Raw genomic sequence first — 17,762 nt, forward strand, 5'->3', positions numbered from 1 at the left:
TTACTCAGAGTTAAGTGACGATAGCCTAGGAGATACACCTGTACCCATGCCGAACACAGAAGTTAAGCCCTAGAACGCCGGAAGTAGTTGGGGGTTGCCCCCTGTGAGATATGGAAGTCGCTTAGCTTTTATCCGCCATAGCTCAGTTGGTAGTAGCGCATGACTGTTAATCATGATGTCGTAGGTTCGAGTCCTACTGGCGGAGTAGTTAAACGTTCTAAGGAACGTTTTTTTGTTTTCTAGGCTTTATTTTTCTGGATTTTTCAGAGCTTTTTTCCATCTATTTTTACTTCTTTTCTTTGTTTTAAGTTTGTTCAGCTTAAAATTTTTACTTTATAGAAATATTTATCTATTTATTTTGCCTTTCTGATAAACTTGTTTTATCAATAAGAAAGGTTTTTTATATGCTTCAAAAATATTATGATCGATCTTTGGTTTTTCTAAAGCAAATCGAAAATGAATATTCAATTTTATTTCAAAGTACTGATGAATGGGAATTACTTCATCTTAAATTTTTACTTTATTATTTAATTCGTTTTAAGATTAAGAATGAGAAGGATTTTCTTCTCTATCATTTTAGGGCTGCTTATCGTATCTATCTTAATCATTTACTTGGACAAACATTCAATTATTGTTAGTAGATACAGTTATTTTCATTTATTACGAACGTTAATTTATATATAATAAAAAATATATAGTATAATCTTAAATTTTTACTTTATTTATTTTAAAATCAAAGGAAAACCCTAATCTTTTCTAGTGTTTATCCTTGATAAAATGGTGTTTTTTTCTTATAATAAATTGTAAGATATAATTGTGGGTGAGAGTCCCACCATGTATATGAGAAAGGACGAGCCTTTTGGCTCAGACGAAAATTTATTATGACTTCAGTTGTTGTTGTAGGTACCCAATGGGGTGATGAAGGTAAAGGAAAAATTACAGATTTTCTTTCAGCTAATGCGGAAGTGATTGCTCGTTACCAAGGCGGAGATAATGCAGGTCACACAATTGTTATTGATGGAAAGAAATTTAAATTGCACTTGATTCCTTCAGGTATCTTCTTCCCAGAGAAAATCTCTGTTATTGGTAATGGGATGGTTGTCAACCCTAAATCTCTTGTAAAAGAATTGTCTTATTTGCATGAAGAAGGTGTTACAACAGATAATCTTAGAATTTCTGATCGTGCGCATGTTATTTTGCCTTATCACATTGAGTTAGACCGTCTTCAAGAAGAAGCTAAGGGTGATAACAAGATTGGGACGACAATTAAAGGAATTGGTCCAGCCTATATGGACAAGGCAGCTCGTGTTGGAATTCGTATTGCGGATCTTTTGGATAAAGAAATCTTCCGTGAACGTTTAGAACGTAATCTTGCTGAGAAAAATCGTCAATTTGTAAAATTGTATGATAGTGAACCTATTTCAATTGATGATATTTTTGAAGAATACTATGAGTATGGCCAACAAATCAAGCAATATGTGACTGATACTTCTGTCATCTTGAACGACGCGCTTGATAATGGTAAACGGGTTCTCTTTGAGGGGGCACAAGGTGTTATGTTGGATATTGACCAAGGTACTTATCCATTTGTTACTTCATCAAACCCAGTGGCTGGTGGGGTGACAATTGGTTCTGGAGTAGGTCCAAGCAAGATTGACAAAGTTGTCGGTGTATGTAAGGCTTACACAAGTCGTGTAGGTGATGGTCCTTTCCCAACTGAGCTATTTGATGAAGTTGGTGATCGTATTCGTGAAGTGGGGCATGAGTATGGGACAACTACTGGGCGCCCTCGCCGTGTAGGTTGGTTCGACTCAGTTGTTATGCGTCATAGCCGTCGTGTTTCTGGTATCACAAATCTTTCTTTGAACTCTATTGACGTTTTGAGTGGTTTGGATACTGTTAAAATCTGTGTGGCTTATGATCTTGATGGTCAACGTATTGATTACTACCCAGCTAGTCTCGAACAATTGAAACGTTGTAAACCAATCTACGAAGAATTGCCTGGTTGGTCTGAAGATATCACTGGAGTACGTAATTTGGAAGACCTTCCTGAAAATGCACGCAACTATGTTCGCCGTGTTAGCGAATTGGTGGGTGTTCGTATTTCAACATTCTCAGTAGGTCCTGGTCGTGAACAGACAAATATTTTAGAAAGTGTTTGGTCATAGGAGATTTTTTAAGATTTGTTTAAGACAGGTCGGATATACTATAGACAGTTACAAGAAGACCTCCTAACTTGTTGTAACAAATTTCCTAAACTTTTCTTTTTCATAATAATCTCCCTATAAAGTCACCGCATTCGGTGGCTTTTTTTGTGTTGAGAAACATGGTATAATGATAGAATTGATAGCTAGGAAGAGAGAAGAGATGAGTTACACGCTTGAAGAAAAAGAAGCTTTTATGAGAGAGGCCTTAAAAGAGGCAGAGATTGCTTTAGAGCATGATGAAATCCCGATTGGTTGTGTAATTGTCAAGGACGGAAAAGTCATTGGGAGAGGACACAATGCGCGAGAGGAGTTGCAACGGGCAGTCATGCATGCGGAAATTATGGCCATAGAGAATGCTAATTTGAGCGAAGAGAGTTGGCGTTTGCTCGATTGCACGCTTTTTGTGACCATTGAGCCTTGTGTTATGTGTAGTGGGGCAATTGGTCTCGCACGGATTCCAAACGTAGTCTACGGGGCTAAAAACCAGAAATTTGGCGCTGCTGGGAGCTTGTACGATATTTTAACAGATGAGAGGCTCAATCACCGTGTGGACGTTGAAACAGGTGTTTTAGAGAATGAGTGCGCAGAGATTATGCAAGACTTTTTCCGAAATCGACGTAAAAAATAATTTCTCTTTAAAAATAAAGGGGAATGTGGTATAATAACTAGTGGAGCAACAGTTCTGCGTGAAGCGGGTCAGGGGAGGAATCCAGCAGCCCTAAGCGAGTGTGAATTGTGTGCTCTTTTTTCGTGCTTTTTTCGAATAAATAAGATAAAATAGCCTAGAATAAAAGATTAAAAAGAGGAATAATATGAAAATTCGTGGTTTTGAATTAGTTTCTAGTTTTACAGATGAAAATCTGTTGCCTAAACGTGAGACAGCGCATGCAGCTGGCTACGACTTAAAGGTTGCGGTGCGTACGGTTATCGCTCCAGGAGAGATTGTTCTCGTCCCAACGGGTGTTAAGGCTTATATGCAGCCGACTGAAGTGCTCTATCTTTATGACCGTTCATCAAATCCTCGTAAAAAAGGTTTGGTCTTGATTAACTCTGTGGGTGTCATTGACGGAGACTATTATGGCAATCCAGGGAATGAGGGACATATCTTTGCACAGATGAAGAATATTACAGACCAAGAGGTTGTTCTTGAAGTTGGGGAACGTGTGGTTCAGGCTGTCTTTGCACCTTTCTTGATTGCAGATGGAGACGAGGCAGACGGAGTTCGTACTGGTGGATTTGGATCAACTGGGCACTAAGATGAAGATTATCTTTGTACGTCATGGAGAGCCAGATTATAGTATGCTTGATAAACTTGAAAATCCGCAACTCTATAGTGGTTTTGGTCGTGATTTAGCACCATTGACAGGAAAAGGTCGCAGTCTGGCAAAAGAAGTTGCTAAAACTGCATGTTTTGGAAAGGCAGAGATTATTATTTCATCGTCTGTGACGAGGGCTTTAGAAACAGCACATTATATAGCAGTTGAAACAGGATTGGACTTATTTGTAGAGCCGTTTTTTCATGAGTGGCGTCCAGACTTAGATGGAACTAACTCTGATTTAACTAGTGTATTGGTAGCTCATGAATATTATCTAAAACATCCAGGAGTTGTATCTGAAGATTCTCCTTATCGCTATGAAACTGATTTAGAGATGCGTCATCGTTTTTTAAGAGCTTTGGAAAAATATAAAAATTATAAAACTATTATCATTGTAACTCACGGAATGCTCATGCGCCAATTTGTACCAGACGAGAAGATTGATTTTTGCCAAGTGATTGAATGTGAGATAGAGATATAGAAAGAAGCACAATGAATGAGCTATAAGGATTTTCAAGCTTTTACCACCGAGAATTGTCGAGAGTATAAGAAGATTTTTGAGATTGGTATTGGAGGATTTCTTTACCTAGCATTTCTCCCTGATGCCTATCATAAAATTCTGTGTATTTCTTCAGACTACATATCAATCATTGACAGCGAAAATGGGCAAGTAACACCGATAGACGGAGATTACGATGAGATAGAGTTAGTAGCCATGTGTGAGGGTTATGATTCTCCTATTCCTATTGCTGGTCAATATGGTGGAAGTCTCCCTCTGGATAATGGCAAAGACATCAGAGTGACAATGGATAAAGACCAATCTGAAGAGTATCCCATTTTAACTATTTATTGGGGGAGAGATGAGGAAGCTAAAAGTCAAATTTATAAAGGTTATTTACCCTATATTTTTGGATTTAGTCCTGATGGTCGGTATTATGTCCATGCGGATGATGGTGGCCTTACTGTTCTGAAACAAGATAGTTGCTGACGTGAAAAGAATAAGATATTTTATAATGAGAGGATTAGAATTATAGCAAAGAAAAAAGCGACATTTGTATGTCAAAATTGTGAGTACAATTCACCTAAGTATTTAGGACGCTGTCCAAACTGTGGAGCTTGGTCTTCTTTTGTGGAGGAAGTTGAGGTTGCAGAAGTCAAAAATGCGCGTGTGTCCTTGACAGGTGAGAAAACCAAGCCTATGAAATTGGCTGAAGTAACATCTATCAATGTTAATCGAACCAAGACTGAGATGGAGGAATTCAACCGTGTACTCGGTGGGGGTGTGGTACCAGGGAGTCTCGTCCTAATTGGTGGAGATCCAGGTATTGGAAAATCAACCCTTCTCTTACAAGTATCAACCCAGTTGTCTCAAGTAGGAACAGTTCTCTATGTCAGTGGGGAGGAGTCTGCTCAACAGATCAAACTCCGTGCAGAGCGCTTGGGGGATATTGATAGTGAGTTTTATCTCTATGCTGAGACCAATATGCAGAGCGTGAGGGCTGAGGTGGAGCGAATCCAACCAGACTTTCTTATCATCGATTCGATCCAGACCATCATGTCTCCTGAGATTTCAGGGGTGCAAGGATCGGTTTCTCAAGTACGGGAAGTAACTGCAGAGCTCATGCAGCTGGCCAAGACCAATAACATTGCTATCTTTATCGTAGGGCATGTGACCAAGGAAGGAACCTTGGCTGGTCCTCGTATGTTGGAGCATATGGTGGATACAGTGCTTTACTTTGAGGGAGAACGCCACCATACCTTCCGTATCTTGAGAGCAGTCAAAAATCGTTTTGGCTCGACCAACGAGATTGGAATCTTTGAGATGCAATCAGGTGGCTTGGTTGAAGTCCTTAATCCTAGTGAAGTGTTTCTGGAAGAACGCTTGGATGGAGCGACTGGTTCGTCCATCGTTGTGACAATGGAAGGAACACGTCCAATTCTTGCGGAAGTGCAGGCGTTGGTGACGCCGACCATGTTTGGAAATGCTAAACGTACGACGACAGGGCTTGATTTCAATCGTGCTAGTCTGATTATGGCTGTCTTGGAAAAACGTGCAGGGCTTCTCTTGCAAAATCAGGATGCCTATCTTAAATCAGCTGGTGGTGTCAAATTAGATGAACCTGCTATTGACCTGGCTGTTGCAGTTGCTATTGCTTCGAGCTACAAGGACAAACCAACCAATCCTCAGGAATGTTTTGTAGGAGAGTTGGGCTTGACGGGAGAGATTCGGCGTGTAAATCGTATCGAACAACGGATCAATGAAGCTGCTAAGCTTGGATTTACAAAAATCTATGTACCAAAAAATTCTCTAACAGGTATAAAGCCACCTAAGGAAATTCAGGTGATTGGGGTGACGACTATTCAGGAAGTCTTGAAAAAAGTATTTTCCTAATCGTTTTACTCAGGTTTAGATTACTAATTATTTTATTGTTAACATTTATTAAAAGTAAGGAGGAATTTCTGATGAAATTTTCTATGGACAGTCACATGCAGTTTCCTTTGGTAGAGTTGTCGCTCAACCAAGGAGAAACGGTCTTTATTCAGCGTGGTAGCATGGTCTACCATACACCTAATGTAAGTCTCAATACCCAGCTCAATGCAAGCGGTTCTGGTTTGGGACGTTTTGTCAAAGCTGTAGGGCGTTCAATGGTTTCTGGTGAAAGTACCTTTATCACTCAAGCTGTTGCAGAGTCTGATAACGGCAACCTTGCTTTAGCACCAGACACTCCTGGTCAAGTGATTGCTCTTGAGCTAGGCGAAAAGCAGTACCGATTGAATGATGGAGCCTTTTTAGCTCTTGATGGTACAGCTTCCTATACAATGGAGCGCCAGTCTATTGGGAAAGCTCTGTTCGGAGGGCAAGGCGGTCTCTTTGTGATGACAACTCAAGGTCAGGGAACTCTTTTGGCTAATGCTTTTGGATCTATTAAGAAAATTGAGTTGCAAAACCAAGAAATAACGATTGACAATGCCCATGTGGTGGCTTGGAGTCAATCTCTGGACTATGATATCCACTTAGAAAATGGCTTCTGGCAGTCTATCGGTACGGGTGAAGGAGTGGTGAATACCTTCCGAGGTACTGGTGAGGTCTATGTACAAAGTCTCAATCTTCAAAGCTTTGCAGGCTCTCTTAACAAGTATATCCAAAAAGGTTCATAATATTTAAAAAACTAGGACAGAAACCCAAGCTAGTTGCTGGATGTCTCTGTCCCAGCTTTTTTATATGAAAGTTGACAGCTGACAAGACAAAGAAAAGATGGTAAGATAGGAGATAAATAATTTGGTGTTCAAATTATCTGGCAGACTAGAAAGTGAGTTGTCATGTCCTATTTTGAAAATTTTTTAAAAGCCAATCAAGCTTATGTAGAACTACATGGAGATTTGCATCTATCCATTAAACCAAAGACAAAGGTTGCAATCGTAACTTGTATGGACTCGCGTTTACACGTTGCACCAGCTCTAGGGTTAGCTCTTGGAGATGCCCATATTTTACGGAATGCGGGTGGTCGAGTGACTGAGGATATGATTCGTTCACTTGTAATTTCCCAACAACAAATGGGGACAAGAGAAATTGTGGTTCTTCATCATACAGACTGCGGGGCTCAAACCTTCAATAACGAGGATTTTCAAGAGCACCTAAAATGTGAATTGGGAGTAGATGTATCTGGGCAGGACTTTTTACCGTTTCAAGACATCGATGAGAGTGTTCGAGAGGATATGAAATTGCTGCGAGAATGCCCCTTAATTCCAGATGATGTTATTATTTCAGGAGCTGTTTACGATGTGGATACAGGTAGTATGAGGGAGATATACTAACTTTCTAATTAAAAGCTTCTGGAGTAGCATGAAGTAGGATGAGAAGGTTGATAAGTTTTACCTTTGATATCACTAATATAAGATAGTATAAGATAAGAGTATAAAAGTCTACTCTTGTCTTATTTTTTATTGAAAAATCGAGAAAAAAGCGCTACAATGGTAGATGGAAAAATGTTGTGAAAAACACAAGTGATACATAAATACCGGAGGAAATCATGTCTTTTTCTGATTTAAAGCTGTTTGCCCTTTCTTCAAATAGAGAATTGGCAGAGCGTGTGGCGCAAGAGATTGGGATAGAGTTGGGAAAATCGACTGTTCGTCAATTTTCAGACGGAGAAATTCAAGTTAATATCGAAGAATCGATCCGTGGAAAACACGTCTTTATTCTACAATCAACTAGCTCACCAGTAAATGATAATCTACTTGAGATTTTGATTATGGTAGACGCTTTGAAGCGCGCCAGTGCAGAATCTGTCAATGTTGTTATGCCTTACTATGGTTATGCACGTCAGGATAGAAAGGCAAGAGCGCGTGAGCCAATCACTGCAAAACTCGTTGCAAATATGCTTGAAGTTGCTGGTGTAGATCGTTTGTTGACAATCGACTTGCACGCTGCACAGATTCAAGGGTTCTTTGATATTCCGGTGGATCACTTGATGGGTGCTCCATTGATTGCGGATTACTTTGAGCGTCGTGGCATGGTTGGTTCTGACTATGTCGTTGTCAGCCCGGACCACGGTGGGGTGACTCGTGCTCGTAAATTAGCAGAATTTTTGAAAACTCCAATTGCCATTATCGACAAGCGTCGTAGTGTAGACAAGATGAATACTAGTGAAGTGATGAATATCATTGGTAAGGTAGAAGGTAAGACTTGTATCTTGATTGACGATATGATTGATACAGCTGGAACCATTTGTCATGCGGCTGATGCTCTAGCAGAAGCAGGAGCTGTTGAAGTTTACGCAAGTTGTACGCACCCAGTTCTTTCTGGTCCAGCAATGGAGAATATCCAGAAATCAGCCATTAAAAAATTGGTTGTTTTGGATACTATCTATCTTCCAGAAGAACGTTTGATTGATAAGATTGAACAAATCTCTATCGCTCATCTCTTAGCAGATGCTATTATCCGTATTCACGAAAAACGTCCTCTTTCTCCTTTATTTAGTGTCGAGAAAAAAATCTAGTCTTTCACTTGAATAAATTTCCTAGCCGGCTTTTTCCTGCTAGGAATTTTTTTGTAGCCAATAACTGCAAGCCTTTTCAAAATGTGCTATACTGATGAAAAGGAGGGTTTCTATGACTCAAGAATTTATCAATCCAAGCGATGGAGTGGTCCGTCAGTATCTAGCAACCAGTAAAACTCTAGCTGTAGTAGGCTTATCCGATCGTGAGGAAACCACTAGCAATCGAGTGACTAAAGAAATGCAGGCTCGTGGCTATAAAATTATTCCAGTTAACCCTAAAGCTGCAGGTGGCGAGATTTTGGGAGAAAAGGCTTATGCCAGTCTAGCTGAAATTCCTTTCCCTGTAGATATCGTTAATGTCTATCGTCGCAGTGAATTTTTACCGGATGTAGCACGAGACTTTCTCAAGGCGGATGCTAAGATTTTCTGGGCACAACTAGGACTTGAAAGTTTGGAAGCAGAAGAAATCTTGCGTGCTGGGGGATGCGATGACATCGTGATGAACCGTTGCATCAAGAGAGAACATACACGTTTAATTCTTGAACAATAAAAAGGTAGCCTTTAGGCTACCTTTTGTGTTGTACTCAATGAAAATCAAAGAGCAAACTAGGAAACTAGCCGCAGGCTGTACTTGAGTACGGCAAGACGACGTTGACGTGGTTTGAAGAGATTTTCGAAGAGTATTAGAAAATGCCGATGAGTGTTTGCATGCCAAGACTAGTCAGGATGATAGCAATCCAGCAAAGGGCTCCAAGAAGAATGGATTTTCCACTGGATTTGATCATAGCAATGAGGTTGGTTTTGAGACCAATAGCACTCATAGCCATGATGATGAGGAATTTGGAGAGTTGTTTGAGAGGCGAAAAGAAGCTATTGCTGACACCGAAAGATGTAAGAAGAGTAGTTAGCAGAGAAGCTAGGATAAAGTAGAGAATAAAAACGGGGAAGATTTTTTTAAGCTTCACACCTTGGTTGTTTCCTTGTTGACGACTTTGCCAGTAAGAGAGGAAGAGAGTGATAGGGATAATAGCTAGAGTACGGGTCAGTTTGACAATAGTGGCAGACTCAAGAGTGTTTGTATTGTATAGACTATCCCAGGCACTAGCAGTAGCTGTCACAGAGGACGTATCGTTGACCGCAGTACCCGCAAAGAGAGCAAAACCTTCGCTGGAAAGATGGAGCCAAGAACCTAGAGTTGGAAAGATAAGAGCTGCCAAGACATTGAAGAAAAAGATAACAGAAATGGCTTGGGCCACTTCTTTTTCCTTGGCGTGAATAACAGGAGCAGTCGCTGCAATGGCAGAACCGCCACAGATAGAAGATCCAACTCCAATCAAGGTAGCTAGCTTTGTATCCATGTTAAAAAATCGTTGGAAAAAGAAAGCAATAATTAAAGCGATAGAAATGGTTGAAAGGATGACAGGGAGGGAAGATTTTCCAACTGCGAAAACTTGTGAGATATTGAGTCCAAACCCAAGCAAGATAACAGCATACTGAAGCAATTTTTTGGAGCTATAAGTCAAACCGGCTTCCAGTTGTGTATAGGAAGTGATAAAAGGATGGAGAATCATTCCGATAAAAATGGCAAAAACAGGAGCTCCTACAACAGGCAGAAAGCCTCCTAAGACCCAAGAGATGATTGAGATGATCAGACAGGCTAACAGTCCTGCCCAATTCTTTGATAGAAATGACATAAAAACCTCCGAAAATAAGCACTTCTTATTATAATCTTGTCTGTCAGAAAAGTAAAATAGAAAGTAGGTATAAGGTTGTAAATTAACGGAATTTTGCGGTCAGAGAGCTTTTGTAGTATAATAGATATATGTTCTTTGATCAAGGAGGATATATATGGACTTAACCAAACGCTTTAATAAACAATTAGATAAGATACAAGTTTCCTTGATTCGTCAATTTGACCAGGCTATTTCAGAGATTCCTGGTGTCCTGCGATTGACCTTGGGAGAACCAGATTTTACAACGCCAGATCATGTCAAGGAGGCTGCAAAGCTAGCCATCGACCAAGATCAATCCTACTATACAGGAATGAGTGGTTTGTTGACATTGCGTCAGGCGGCGAGTGATTTTGTAAAAGAGAAATATCAGCTAGACTACAATCCAGAGAATGAAATCTTGGTCACAATTGGTGCGACAGAGGCTCTATCAGCCACTCTGACAGCTATTTTGGAGGAAGGAGACAAGGTTCTCTTGCCAGCTCCTGCCTATCCTGGCTATGAGCCAATAGTTAATCTAGTTGGTGCAGAGATTGTCGAGATTGATACAACTGAAAATGGTTTTGTTTTGACGCCTGAGATGTTGGAAAAGGCAATTTTGGAGCAAGGGGACAAGCTCAAGGCAGTTATTCTCAACTATCCAGCCAACCCTACAGGAATTACTTATAGTCGCGAGCAATTAGAAGCCTTGGCAGCTGTTTTACGTAAGTATGAGATTTTCGTAGTCTGTGATGAAGTCTACTCAGAATTGACCTATACAGGGGAAAATCATGTATCTTTGGGAACTATGTTGAGAGATCAGGCAATTATCATTAACGGTCTTTCTAAATCCCATGCCATGACAGGTTGGCGTTTAGGTTTTATCTTTGCACCAGCAAACTTCACAGCTCAACTCATCAAGAGTCATCAGTATTTGGTAACTGCTGCAAACACCATGGCGCAACATGCTGCGGTGGAAGCTTTGACAGCTGGTAAAGATGATGCAGAACCCATGAAGAAGGAATATATCCAGCGTCGGGACTACATTATTGAGAAAATGACTGACCTTGGTTTTGAGATTATCAAACCAGATGGCGCCTTTTATATCTTTGCTAAGATTCCAGCAGGCTATAATCAAGATTCCTTTGCTTTTCTGAAGGATTTTGCCCAGAAGAAGGCTGTTGCCTTTATTCCTGGTGCTGCCTTTGGACAGTATGGAGAGGGCTATGTTCGCCTATCTTATGCAGCTAGCATGGGAACCATCAGAGAAGCTATGAAACGACTTGAGGAGTACATGAGAGAAGCATGATTCAATCGATTACGAGTCAGGGTTTAGTGCTTTACAATCGAAATTTTCGAGAGGATGATAAGCTTGTTAAAATCTTTACAGAACAGGCAGGCAAGCGCATGTTTTTTGTCAAACACGCCGGCCAATCCAAACTAGCTCCTGTCATTCAACCTTTAGTCTTAGCCCATTTTCTCCTAAAAGTCAATGACGATGGACTTAGTTATATAGAAGATTATCATGAGGTGAAGACTTTTCCGAAAATCAATAGTGACCTCTTTGTTATGGCTTATGCGACTTACGTTGCAGCCTTGGCAGATGCGAGTTTGCAGGATAACCAAGAAGATGCTCCCTTATTTGCTTTTTTGCAAAAGACTTTAGAGCTGATGGAAGAGGGTCTGGATTATCAAGTTTTGACCAATATTTTTGAAATTCAAATATTGACACGTTTTGGAATCAGTCTCAACTTTAATGAGTGTACCTTTTGTCATCGTGTGGGGCAAGCCTTTGACTTCTCCTTCAAATACGGGGGTTGTCTTTGTCCCGATCATTACCATGAAGATGAGAAACGATGTCATTTAAATCCCAATATTCCTTATCTGCTCAATCAATTTCAAGCCATTGATTTTGAGACCTTGGAGACTATCTCACTTAAGGCCGAAATCAAGCAGGACTTGCGCAAGTTTATGGACCAAATCTACGAGGAATATGTCGGCATTCATCTGAAATCAAAGAAATTTATTGATTCCCTAGCTGACTGGGGACAACTACTGAAAGAGGAAGACAAATGAAAAAAATCGCAGTTGATGCAATGGGTGGCGATTACGCACCACAAGCTATTGTAGAGGGAGTTAATCAAGCCCTTGCTGACTTCTCAGATATTGAGATTCAACTTTACGGAAACGAAAGTAAAATCAAGCAATATCTAACAGCCACAGAGCGCGTTAGTATTATCCATACGGATGAAAAAATCGACTCAGATGATGAGCCTACAAAAGCCATCCGCAAGAAGAAAAATGCCAGCATGGTATTGGCAGCTAAGGCTGTCAAAGATGGAGAGGCAGATGCAGTTCTTTCTGCAGGAAATACAGGTGCCTTGTTAGCAGCAGGATTCTTCATCGTTGGTCGTATCAAAAATATCGATCGACCAGGTCTTATGTCAACCTTGCCAACTATTGATGGAAAAGGTTTTGATATGCTTGACCTTGGTGCCAATGCAGAAAATACAGCTCATCACCTGCATCAATACGCTATCTTAGGTTCCTTCTATGCTAGAAATGTTCGTGGCATTGAAAAACCTCGTGTAGGTTTGCTTAATAACGGGACAGAGAGCAGCAAGGGAGATCCACTCCGAAAGGAAGCCTATGACCTATTAGTGGCTGACGAGAGTTTGAATTTCGTCGGGAACGTGGAAGCGCGTGATTTGATGGATGGTGTTGCTGATGTAGTCGTAACAGATGGTTTCACGGGAAATGCTGTGCTCAAAGCTATTGAAGGGACTGCTATGGGTATCATGGGCTTGCTTAAAAATGCTATTGTAGGTGGCGGTCTTAGAGCCAAGCTAGGGGCTTTCCTTCTTAAGGATAACCTCAAAGGTTTGAAAAAACAGCTCAACTATTCAGATGTTGGAGGCGCGGTTCTGTTTGGTGTTAAGGCACCAGTAGTTAAGACTCATGGCTCAAGTGATGCCAAGGCTGTCTATAGCACAATACGCCAGATTCGTACCATGCTTGAGACAGATGTAGTTGCCCAAACTGCGCGTGAATTTTCAGAGGAATAAGGAGAACAATATGACAGAACAACAAATTTTTGACCGTATCGTAACCATCATTCAAGAGCGTCAAGGAGAAGACTTTGTCGTAACCGAAAACTTGAGCTTAAAGGATGATTTGAATGCTGATTCAGTAGATTTGATGGAATTTGTCCTAACCGTTGAGGATGAATTTGGAATCGAAATCGGTGATGAAGAAATTGACAACCTCCAAAGTGTTGCAGACGTATTAGCAATCATTAAAAATAGAATATAAGAAAAAGCAACATGCTGGTCATGTTGCTTTTTTGATTGTGTGGAATATTTATTTTAACGGATTTGTCAATCCATATGTTTGCTTAAACTTTTAAAAGTGCTATTTGGGTGTAGATTTTGTTTTTTTAGAAAGAGTTATCTATTTCTTACTTTGTTTGGCTAAAATAATCTTATAGAACTTTTAATTAGATTGTTAAGAAAAAGGATAAGAATATGAAATTTAGGAAAAAACACTACCGCTCACAGATGGATCAGAAGGACTGCGGAGTGGCTTCGTTGGCCATGGTGTTTGGCTATTTTGGAAGCTATTATTCATTAGCGCGTCTTCGTGAATTAGCCAAAACGACTATAAATGGGACGACAGCTTTGGGTCTGGTGAAGGCTGCGGAAACATTAGGTTTTGAGCCACAGGCTATTCAAGCAGACATGACTTTATTTGATTCTCCAAATTTAATCTTTCCTTTTGTGGTTCACGTGCTTAAGGACAAAGAATTATTTCATTATTACGTAGTGACAGGAAAGGATAAGCAGAATATCCATATAGCTGATCCAGATCCAGAGGTTAGACTGACCAAACTATCGCGTGAAAGATTTGAAGAAGAATGGACAGGAACAACTATTTTTGTGGCTCCTTCCCCAAATTATCAGCCACATAAGGACAAGAATCAGGGTCTGACTTCTTTTCTGCCTATTTTGATAAATCAGAAAGGTTTGATCATCAATATCATTTTAGCGACAGTTCTAGTAACCTTGATTAATATCGTTGGTTCATACTATCTACAATCTATTATTGATACCTATGTACCAAATCAGACATCTTCGACCCTAAGTGTTATTTCTATATGTCTTGTTATCGTGTATGCCCTTCAGCAGATTTTGTCTTTTGCTCAAGATTACCTATTAATTGTCCTTGGGCAACGTCTATCGATTGATGTTATTTTATCTTATATCAAACATGTTTTTCATCTACCTGTGTCCTTTTTTGCGACTCGACGGACGGGGGAAATCGTGTCTCGATTTACAGATGCCAATAGTATCATAGATGCCTTAGCTTCAACCATTATTTCAATTTTTTTAGATATATCTACGGTATTGATTATTTCCATAATCTTGTTTTTGCAAAATAGTAGTCTCTTTTTCATAAGCTTATTGGGTCTTCCCATTTATGCTGTAATTATATTTGTTTTTATGAAGCCTTTTGAAAAAATGAACCGGTATGCCATGGAAGCAAATGCAACTCTATCATCTTCCGTTATAGAGGATATCAATGGGATTGAAACGATTAAATCATTGGCTAGCGAAAAAACACGCTACCAAAAGATTGATAGGGAATTTGTGGACTATCTGAAAAGATCCTTTACTTATAGTAGAGCAGAAAGTCAGCAAAAAGCTCTTAAAAAACTTGCTCAACTGTCGCTAAATGTCTGCGTATTATGGATAGGGGCTAATTTCGTTATGACTGGTGAAATGAGTTTGGGCCAGTTGATTACGTATAATACACTTCTTTATTATTTTACTAATCCTCTAGAAAACATCATCAACCTTCAGAGTAAGCTTCAAACAGCTCAAGTTGCTAATAGTCGTCTCAACGAGGTGTATCTGGTCAAATCCGAGTTTGAAGAACAGAAAATGGTAGAGGATTTGAGTATGGTTCAAGGAGATATGACTTTTAAGGGAATTCACTACAAGTATGAATATGGTCAAGATATCTTATCAGATATCAATTTGACAATCAAACAGGGCTCTAAAATAGCTCTTGTAGGGATTTCAGGATCAGGGAAGTCGACCCTAGCTAAGATGATGGTTAATTTTTACAACCCAAATCAGGGAGAAATCAGACTGGGGGATATGAATTTAAATCAGATTGATAAAAAGTCTCTACGCCAACATATCAACTATTTACCTCAACAACCCTATGTATTCAATGGAACAATTTTAGAAAACCTTCTCCTTGGAGCCAAGGAGGGTACGACTCGGGAGGATATACTACGTGCAGTTGAGCTAGCAGAAATTCGTGAAGATATTGAGCGTATGCCCTTGAATTACCAGACAGAATTAACTTCTGATGGGACAGGGATTTCTGGTGGTCAACGCCAGAGGATTGCTTTGGCGCGCGCTCTTTTGACAGATGCCTCTACCTTGATTTTGGATGAGGCGACGAGCAGTTTAGATATCTTAACAGAGAAACGGATAGTAGACAATCTCATGAATCTAGATAAGACCTTGATTTTCATCGCTCACCGTTTGACTATTGCTGAACGGGTGGAGAAGGTTATCGTTTTGGATCGGGGTAAGATTGTAGAGGAGGGGAATCATGCTGACTTGCTTGCTCGAAATAGTTTTTATACTCATTTAGTTAACTGTTAGAAAGGAGAAATAATGCACCTTGATTTTTTAGAAAGTGCGGAATTTTATAATCGACGTTATCATAATTTTTCCAGCCGAGTGATTTTTCCTATGTCACTTTTGGTTGTGTTTATGTTTGGATTTGCGATGTTTGCAGAAAAGGAAATTAGTTTATCTTCGAAAGCTACAGTTGAACCTAGTCGTATCATTGCTAATATCCAATCAACTAGTAATAGGCGGATGGTAGTTAATTATCTGGAAGAGAACAAACAAGTGCAACGAGGAGATTTACTTGTTCAGTATCAGGAGGTTGGAGATGTGATCCAGGATGAAGCCAATGTTAATCAGTTGGAGAGTTTTAGAAATCATCAAAGTAAAACAAGTAACCTTAAGAACAGTACTACACAGCCCAATATAGGTCTCTTTTCTCAGAATTCTTCGACTGTACAAGAGCAGATTGCTTTAGAGCAAGATGATTTAGAAAGAGAAATAGGCAAAAAAAATCAAACTAGCTTACTCGAAAAAGGAACAATAAGAGCCCAGGAAGACGGAGTTCTTTATCTCAATCCTGAAAGGAATCAATCTGCGGTAGTCACAGAAGGAACATTACTGGCTAAATTATATCCACTATTAGATAGAGAAGGGAAAACAAAATTGACGGCCTATCTTAGTTCAAAAGATATTGTGAGAATCAAGATTGGAGATTCTGTACGCTTTACCACGACTAATGGTGCTAATGGTCAAGTGAGACTTGTTTCTACTATCACTAGTATTGATACAATTGCAACGAGAACTGACCAAGGAAATTTCTTTAAAATAGAAGCGGAAACAAAAATAACTCAAGAACAAGCTGAAAAGCTTAGGTACGGTTTAGAAGGCCGTTTACAGATAATTACAGGCAAGAAAAGTTATTTACGCTATTATTTGGATGATTTCTTGAATTGGGAATAATGATCACTTTTTCTTAAATAATATTTAAAAACTGTAATCCTAAAACGATTTACAGTTTTTATAAAACTCAGGAGGGAATACGTTTACGTTCGTAAAACATTTGATTTCTGCTTTTTTTTGTGTTAGAATGAGGCCAAGTAATACGAAAGGCGAATAATAAAATGTCCAGCAAACTTATTTATACGGGAAAAGCTAAAGATATCTATACTACAGAAGACGAACATGTGATTAGGTCCGTTTATAAGGACCAGGCTACCATGCTGAATGGTACTCGTAAAGAGACCATCGAAGGCAAAGGTGTGCTCAATAATCAGATTTCGTCTCTTATTTTTGAAAAATTGAATGCTGCGGGTGTGGCTACTCACTTTATCGAACGTATCTCTGATACAGAACAACTTAACAAGAAGGTTTCAATCATTCCTTTGGAGGTTGTGCTTCGTAACGTGACTGCGGGTTCTTTCTCAAAACGTTTCGGTGTTGAAGAAGGTTTGGACTTGAAAACTCCTATCGTTGAATTTTACTACAAGAACGATGATTTGGATGATCCATTTATCAATGATGAGCATGTGAAGTTCTTGGATATTGCCAATGATGAACAAATCGCTTATATCAAGGAAGAAACGCGTCGTATCAATGGATTGCTGAAAGATTGGTTTGCGCAAATTGGTCTCCGTTTGATTGATTTCAAATTGGAATTCGGTTTTGATAAGGATGGCAAAATTATCTTGGCAGATGAATTTTCACCAGATAACTGCCGCCTTTGGGATGCTGAAGGGCACCATATGGACAAGGATGTTTTTCGTAGGGACTTGGGAAGTCTAACGGATGTTTATAAGGTCGTGTTAGAAAAATTGCAAGGATTGAAGTAGCCTTTTACAAATAGAATACTTGGTCGTCACTACAATCTTTAAGTAGAAATAGA

At 39.6% G+C, this 17,762-nt stretch carries 19 protein-coding genes, 1 tRNA gene, 1 rRNA gene and 1 other RNA gene; 21 read left to right on the forward strand and 1 reads right to left on the reverse strand.

Annotated features, from left to right (window positions below; genetic code table 11):
* The first annotated feature begins 10 nt into the window (after positions 1-10).
* From rrf to ACXYSM_RS05995, 14 genes are all read left to right on the forward strand, one after another.
* A 5S ribosomal RNA gene (gene rrf / locus ACXYSM_RS05930) occupies positions 11-126 on the forward strand.
* 5 nt (positions 127-131) lie between these two features.
* Positions 132-205: transfer RNA gene (locus ACXYSM_RS05935), tRNA-Asn, on the forward strand.
* A 199-nt stretch (positions 206-404) separates the two neighbouring features.
* Positions 405-638 carry a sigma(X)-activator ComW gene (comW, locus tag ACXYSM_RS05940; RefSeq protein ID WP_025170381.1) on the forward strand — a complete coding sequence of 78 codons (234 nt, stop codon included), beginning with the start codon at positions 405-407 and terminating at the stop codon, positions 636-638.
* A gap of 243 nt (positions 639-881) precedes the next feature.
* Positions 882-2,168: an adenylosuccinate synthase gene (locus ACXYSM_RS05945; RefSeq protein ID WP_004250345.1), complete on the forward strand. Its 1,287-nt coding sequence runs from the start codon at positions 882-884 to the stop codon at positions 2,166-2,168.
* Positions 2,169-2,367: 199 nt separating this feature from the next.
* The gene (tadA, locus tag ACXYSM_RS05950) at positions 2,368-2,835 is read left to right on the forward strand and encodes a tRNA adenosine(34) deaminase TadA (protein WP_454379323.1); all 468 of its coding nucleotides are present in this window, start codon (positions 2,368-2,370) and stop codon (positions 2,833-2,835) included.
* 32 nt (positions 2,836-2,867) lie between these two features.
* Positions 2,868-2,966: signal recognition particle sRNA small type (gene ffs / locus ACXYSM_RS05955), an RNA gene on the forward strand.
* A gap of 53 nt (positions 2,967-3,019) precedes the next feature.
* Positions 3,020-3,463, forward strand: coding sequence for a dUTP diphosphatase (locus ACXYSM_RS05960; RefSeq protein ID WP_000701988.1), 444 nt, complete (start codon positions 3,020-3,022; stop codon positions 3,461-3,463).
* Between the two features lies 1 nt (position 3,464).
* Positions 3,465-4,004, forward strand: coding sequence for a histidine phosphatase family protein (locus ACXYSM_RS05965; RefSeq protein WP_458634933.1), 540 nt, complete (start codon positions 3,465-3,467; stop codon positions 4,002-4,004).
* A 15-nt stretch (positions 4,005-4,019) separates the two neighbouring features.
* Positions 4,020-4,511 carry a hypothetical protein gene (locus tag ACXYSM_RS05970; RefSeq protein ID WP_458634709.1) on the forward strand — a complete coding sequence of 164 codons (492 nt, stop codon included), beginning with the start codon at positions 4,020-4,022 and terminating at the stop codon, positions 4,509-4,511.
* A 39-nt stretch (positions 4,512-4,550) separates the two neighbouring features.
* On the forward strand, positions 4,551-5,915 hold the full coding sequence (gene radA / locus ACXYSM_RS05975; RefSeq protein ID WP_080555149.1) for a DNA repair protein RadA: 1,365 nt from the start codon (positions 4,551-4,553) through the stop codon (positions 5,913-5,915).
* Between the two features lie 71 nt (positions 5,916-5,986).
* Entirely contained in the window at positions 5,987-6,682 is a 696-nt protein-coding gene (locus ACXYSM_RS05980) for a TIGR00266 family protein (protein WP_458634710.1), read from the forward strand.
* Between the two features lie 162 nt (positions 6,683-6,844).
* Positions 6,845-7,339, forward strand: coding sequence for a beta-class carbonic anhydrase (locus ACXYSM_RS05985; protein WP_004250355.1), 495 nt, complete (start codon positions 6,845-6,847; stop codon positions 7,337-7,339).
* Between the two features lie 215 nt (positions 7,340-7,554).
* Positions 7,555-8,523: a ribose-phosphate diphosphokinase gene (locus ACXYSM_RS05990; RefSeq protein WP_414268922.1), complete on the forward strand. Its 969-nt coding sequence runs from the start codon at positions 7,555-7,557 to the stop codon at positions 8,521-8,523.
* A 112-nt stretch (positions 8,524-8,635) separates the two neighbouring features.
* Positions 8,636-9,073 (forward strand): CoA-binding protein, encoded by a 438-nt coding sequence (locus ACXYSM_RS05995; protein WP_414268921.1) that lies wholly within the window; start codon positions 8,636-8,638, stop codon positions 9,071-9,073.
* 133 nt (positions 9,074-9,206) lie between these two features.
* Here ACXYSM_RS05995 and ACXYSM_RS06000 read toward each other — a convergent pair whose 3' ends face one another.
* On the reverse strand, positions 9,207-10,217 hold the full coding sequence (locus tag ACXYSM_RS06000; protein WP_414277326.1) for a YeiH family protein: 1,011 nt from the start codon (positions 10,215-10,217) through the stop codon (positions 9,207-9,209).
* A gap of 154 nt (positions 10,218-10,371) precedes the next feature.
* Here ACXYSM_RS06000 and ACXYSM_RS06005 point away from each other — a divergent pair, with 154 nt between their 5' ends.
* The 7 genes from ACXYSM_RS06005 to purC all read left to right on the forward strand — a co-directional run bounded on the left by ACXYSM_RS06005 (position 10,372) and on the right by purC (position 17,709).
* The gene (locus ACXYSM_RS06005) at positions 10,372-11,541 is read left to right on the forward strand and encodes a pyridoxal phosphate-dependent aminotransferase (protein WP_458634711.1); all 1,170 of its coding nucleotides are present in this window, start codon (positions 10,372-10,374) and stop codon (positions 11,539-11,541) included.
* The gene (recO, locus tag ACXYSM_RS06010) at positions 11,538-12,308 is read left to right on the forward strand and encodes a DNA repair protein RecO (protein WP_006150509.1); all 771 of its coding nucleotides are present in this window, start codon (positions 11,538-11,540) and stop codon (positions 12,306-12,308) included. Before ACXYSM_RS06005 ends, recO begins: the two co-directional genes overlap by 4 nt.
* Positions 12,305-13,297: a phosphate acyltransferase PlsX gene (plsX, locus tag ACXYSM_RS06015; RefSeq protein WP_458634712.1), complete on the forward strand. Its 993-nt coding sequence runs from the start codon at positions 12,305-12,307 to the stop codon at positions 13,295-13,297. Before recO ends, plsX begins: the two co-directional genes overlap by 4 nt.
* Before the next feature lie 10 nt (positions 13,298-13,307).
* Positions 13,308-13,544 carry an acyl carrier protein gene (locus tag ACXYSM_RS06020; protein ID WP_458634713.1) on the forward strand — a complete coding sequence of 79 codons (237 nt, stop codon included), beginning with the start codon at positions 13,308-13,310 and terminating at the stop codon, positions 13,542-13,544.
* Positions 13,545-13,756: 212 nt separating this feature from the next.
* Positions 13,757-15,910, forward strand: coding sequence for a peptide cleavage/export ABC transporter ComA (gene comA, locus ACXYSM_RS06025; RefSeq protein WP_458634714.1), 2,154 nt, complete (start codon positions 13,757-13,759; stop codon positions 15,908-15,910).
* Positions 15,911-15,922: 12 nt separating this feature from the next.
* Complete coding sequence (locus ACXYSM_RS06030) at positions 15,923-16,840, forward strand: HlyD family efflux transporter periplasmic adaptor subunit (protein WP_458634715.1); 918 nt, start codon at positions 15,923-15,925, stop codon at positions 16,838-16,840.
* Between the two features lie 161 nt (positions 16,841-17,001).
* Entirely contained in the window at positions 17,002-17,709 is a 708-nt protein-coding gene (gene purC, locus ACXYSM_RS06035) for a phosphoribosylaminoimidazolesuccinocarboxamide synthase (protein ID WP_458634716.1), read from the forward strand.
* Positions 17,710-17,762 lie beyond the last annotated feature (53 nt).

It is taken from the genome of Streptococcus sp. V940, assembly GCF_054353495.1.

Bases quoted from the DNA above. Each gene is read 5' to 3' on its own strand.
- comW (WP_025170381.1), top strand. From the start codon at position 405: ATGCTTCAAAAATATTATGATCGATCTTTGGTTTTTCTAAAGCAAATC.
- ACXYSM_RS05945 (WP_004250345.1), top strand. From the start codon at position 882: ATGACTTCAGTTGTTGTTGTAGGTACCCAATGGGGTGATGAAGGTAAA.
- tadA (WP_454379323.1), top strand. From the start codon at position 2,368: ATGAGTTACACGCTTGAAGAAAAAGAAGCTTTTATGAGAGAGGCCTTA.
- ACXYSM_RS05960 (WP_000701988.1), top strand. From the start codon at position 3,020: ATGAAAATTCGTGGTTTTGAATTAGTTTCTAGTTTTACAGATGAAAAT.
- ACXYSM_RS05965 (WP_458634933.1), top strand. From the start codon at position 3,465: ATGAAGATTATCTTTGTACGTCATGGAGAGCCAGATTATAGTATGCTT.
- ACXYSM_RS05970 (WP_458634709.1), top strand. From the start codon at position 4,020: ATGAGCTATAAGGATTTTCAAGCTTTTACCACCGAGAATTGTCGAGAG.
- ACXYSM_RS05980 (WP_458634710.1), top strand. From the start codon at position 5,987: ATGAAATTTTCTATGGACAGTCACATGCAGTTTCCTTTGGTAGAGTTG.
- ACXYSM_RS05985 (WP_004250355.1), top strand. From the start codon at position 6,845: ATGTCCTATTTTGAAAATTTTTTAAAAGCCAATCAAGCTTATGTAGAA.
- ACXYSM_RS05990 (WP_414268922.1), top strand. From the start codon at position 7,555: ATGTCTTTTTCTGATTTAAAGCTGTTTGCCCTTTCTTCAAATAGAGAA.
- ACXYSM_RS05995 (WP_414268921.1), top strand. From the start codon at position 8,636: ATGACTCAAGAATTTATCAATCCAAGCGATGGAGTGGTCCGTCAGTAT.
- ACXYSM_RS06000 (WP_414277326.1), bottom strand. From the start codon at position 10,217: ATGTCATTTCTATCAAAGAATTGGGCAGGACTGTTAGCCTGTCTGATC.
- ACXYSM_RS06005 (WP_458634711.1), top strand. From the start codon at position 10,372: ATGGACTTAACCAAACGCTTTAATAAACAATTAGATAAGATACAAGTT.
- recO (WP_006150509.1), top strand. From the start codon at position 11,538: ATGATTCAATCGATTACGAGTCAGGGTTTAGTGCTTTACAATCGAAAT.
- plsX (WP_458634712.1), top strand. From the start codon at position 12,305: ATGAAAAAAATCGCAGTTGATGCAATGGGTGGCGATTACGCACCACAA.
- ACXYSM_RS06020 (WP_458634713.1), top strand. From the start codon at position 13,308: ATGACAGAACAACAAATTTTTGACCGTATCGTAACCATCATTCAAGAG.
- comA (WP_458634714.1), top strand. From the start codon at position 13,757: ATGAAATTTAGGAAAAAACACTACCGCTCACAGATGGATCAGAAGGAC.
- ACXYSM_RS06030 (WP_458634715.1), top strand. From the start codon at position 15,923: ATGCACCTTGATTTTTTAGAAAGTGCGGAATTTTATAATCGACGTTAT.
- purC (WP_458634716.1), top strand. From the start codon at position 17,002: ATGTCCAGCAAACTTATTTATACGGGAAAAGCTAAAGATATCTATACT.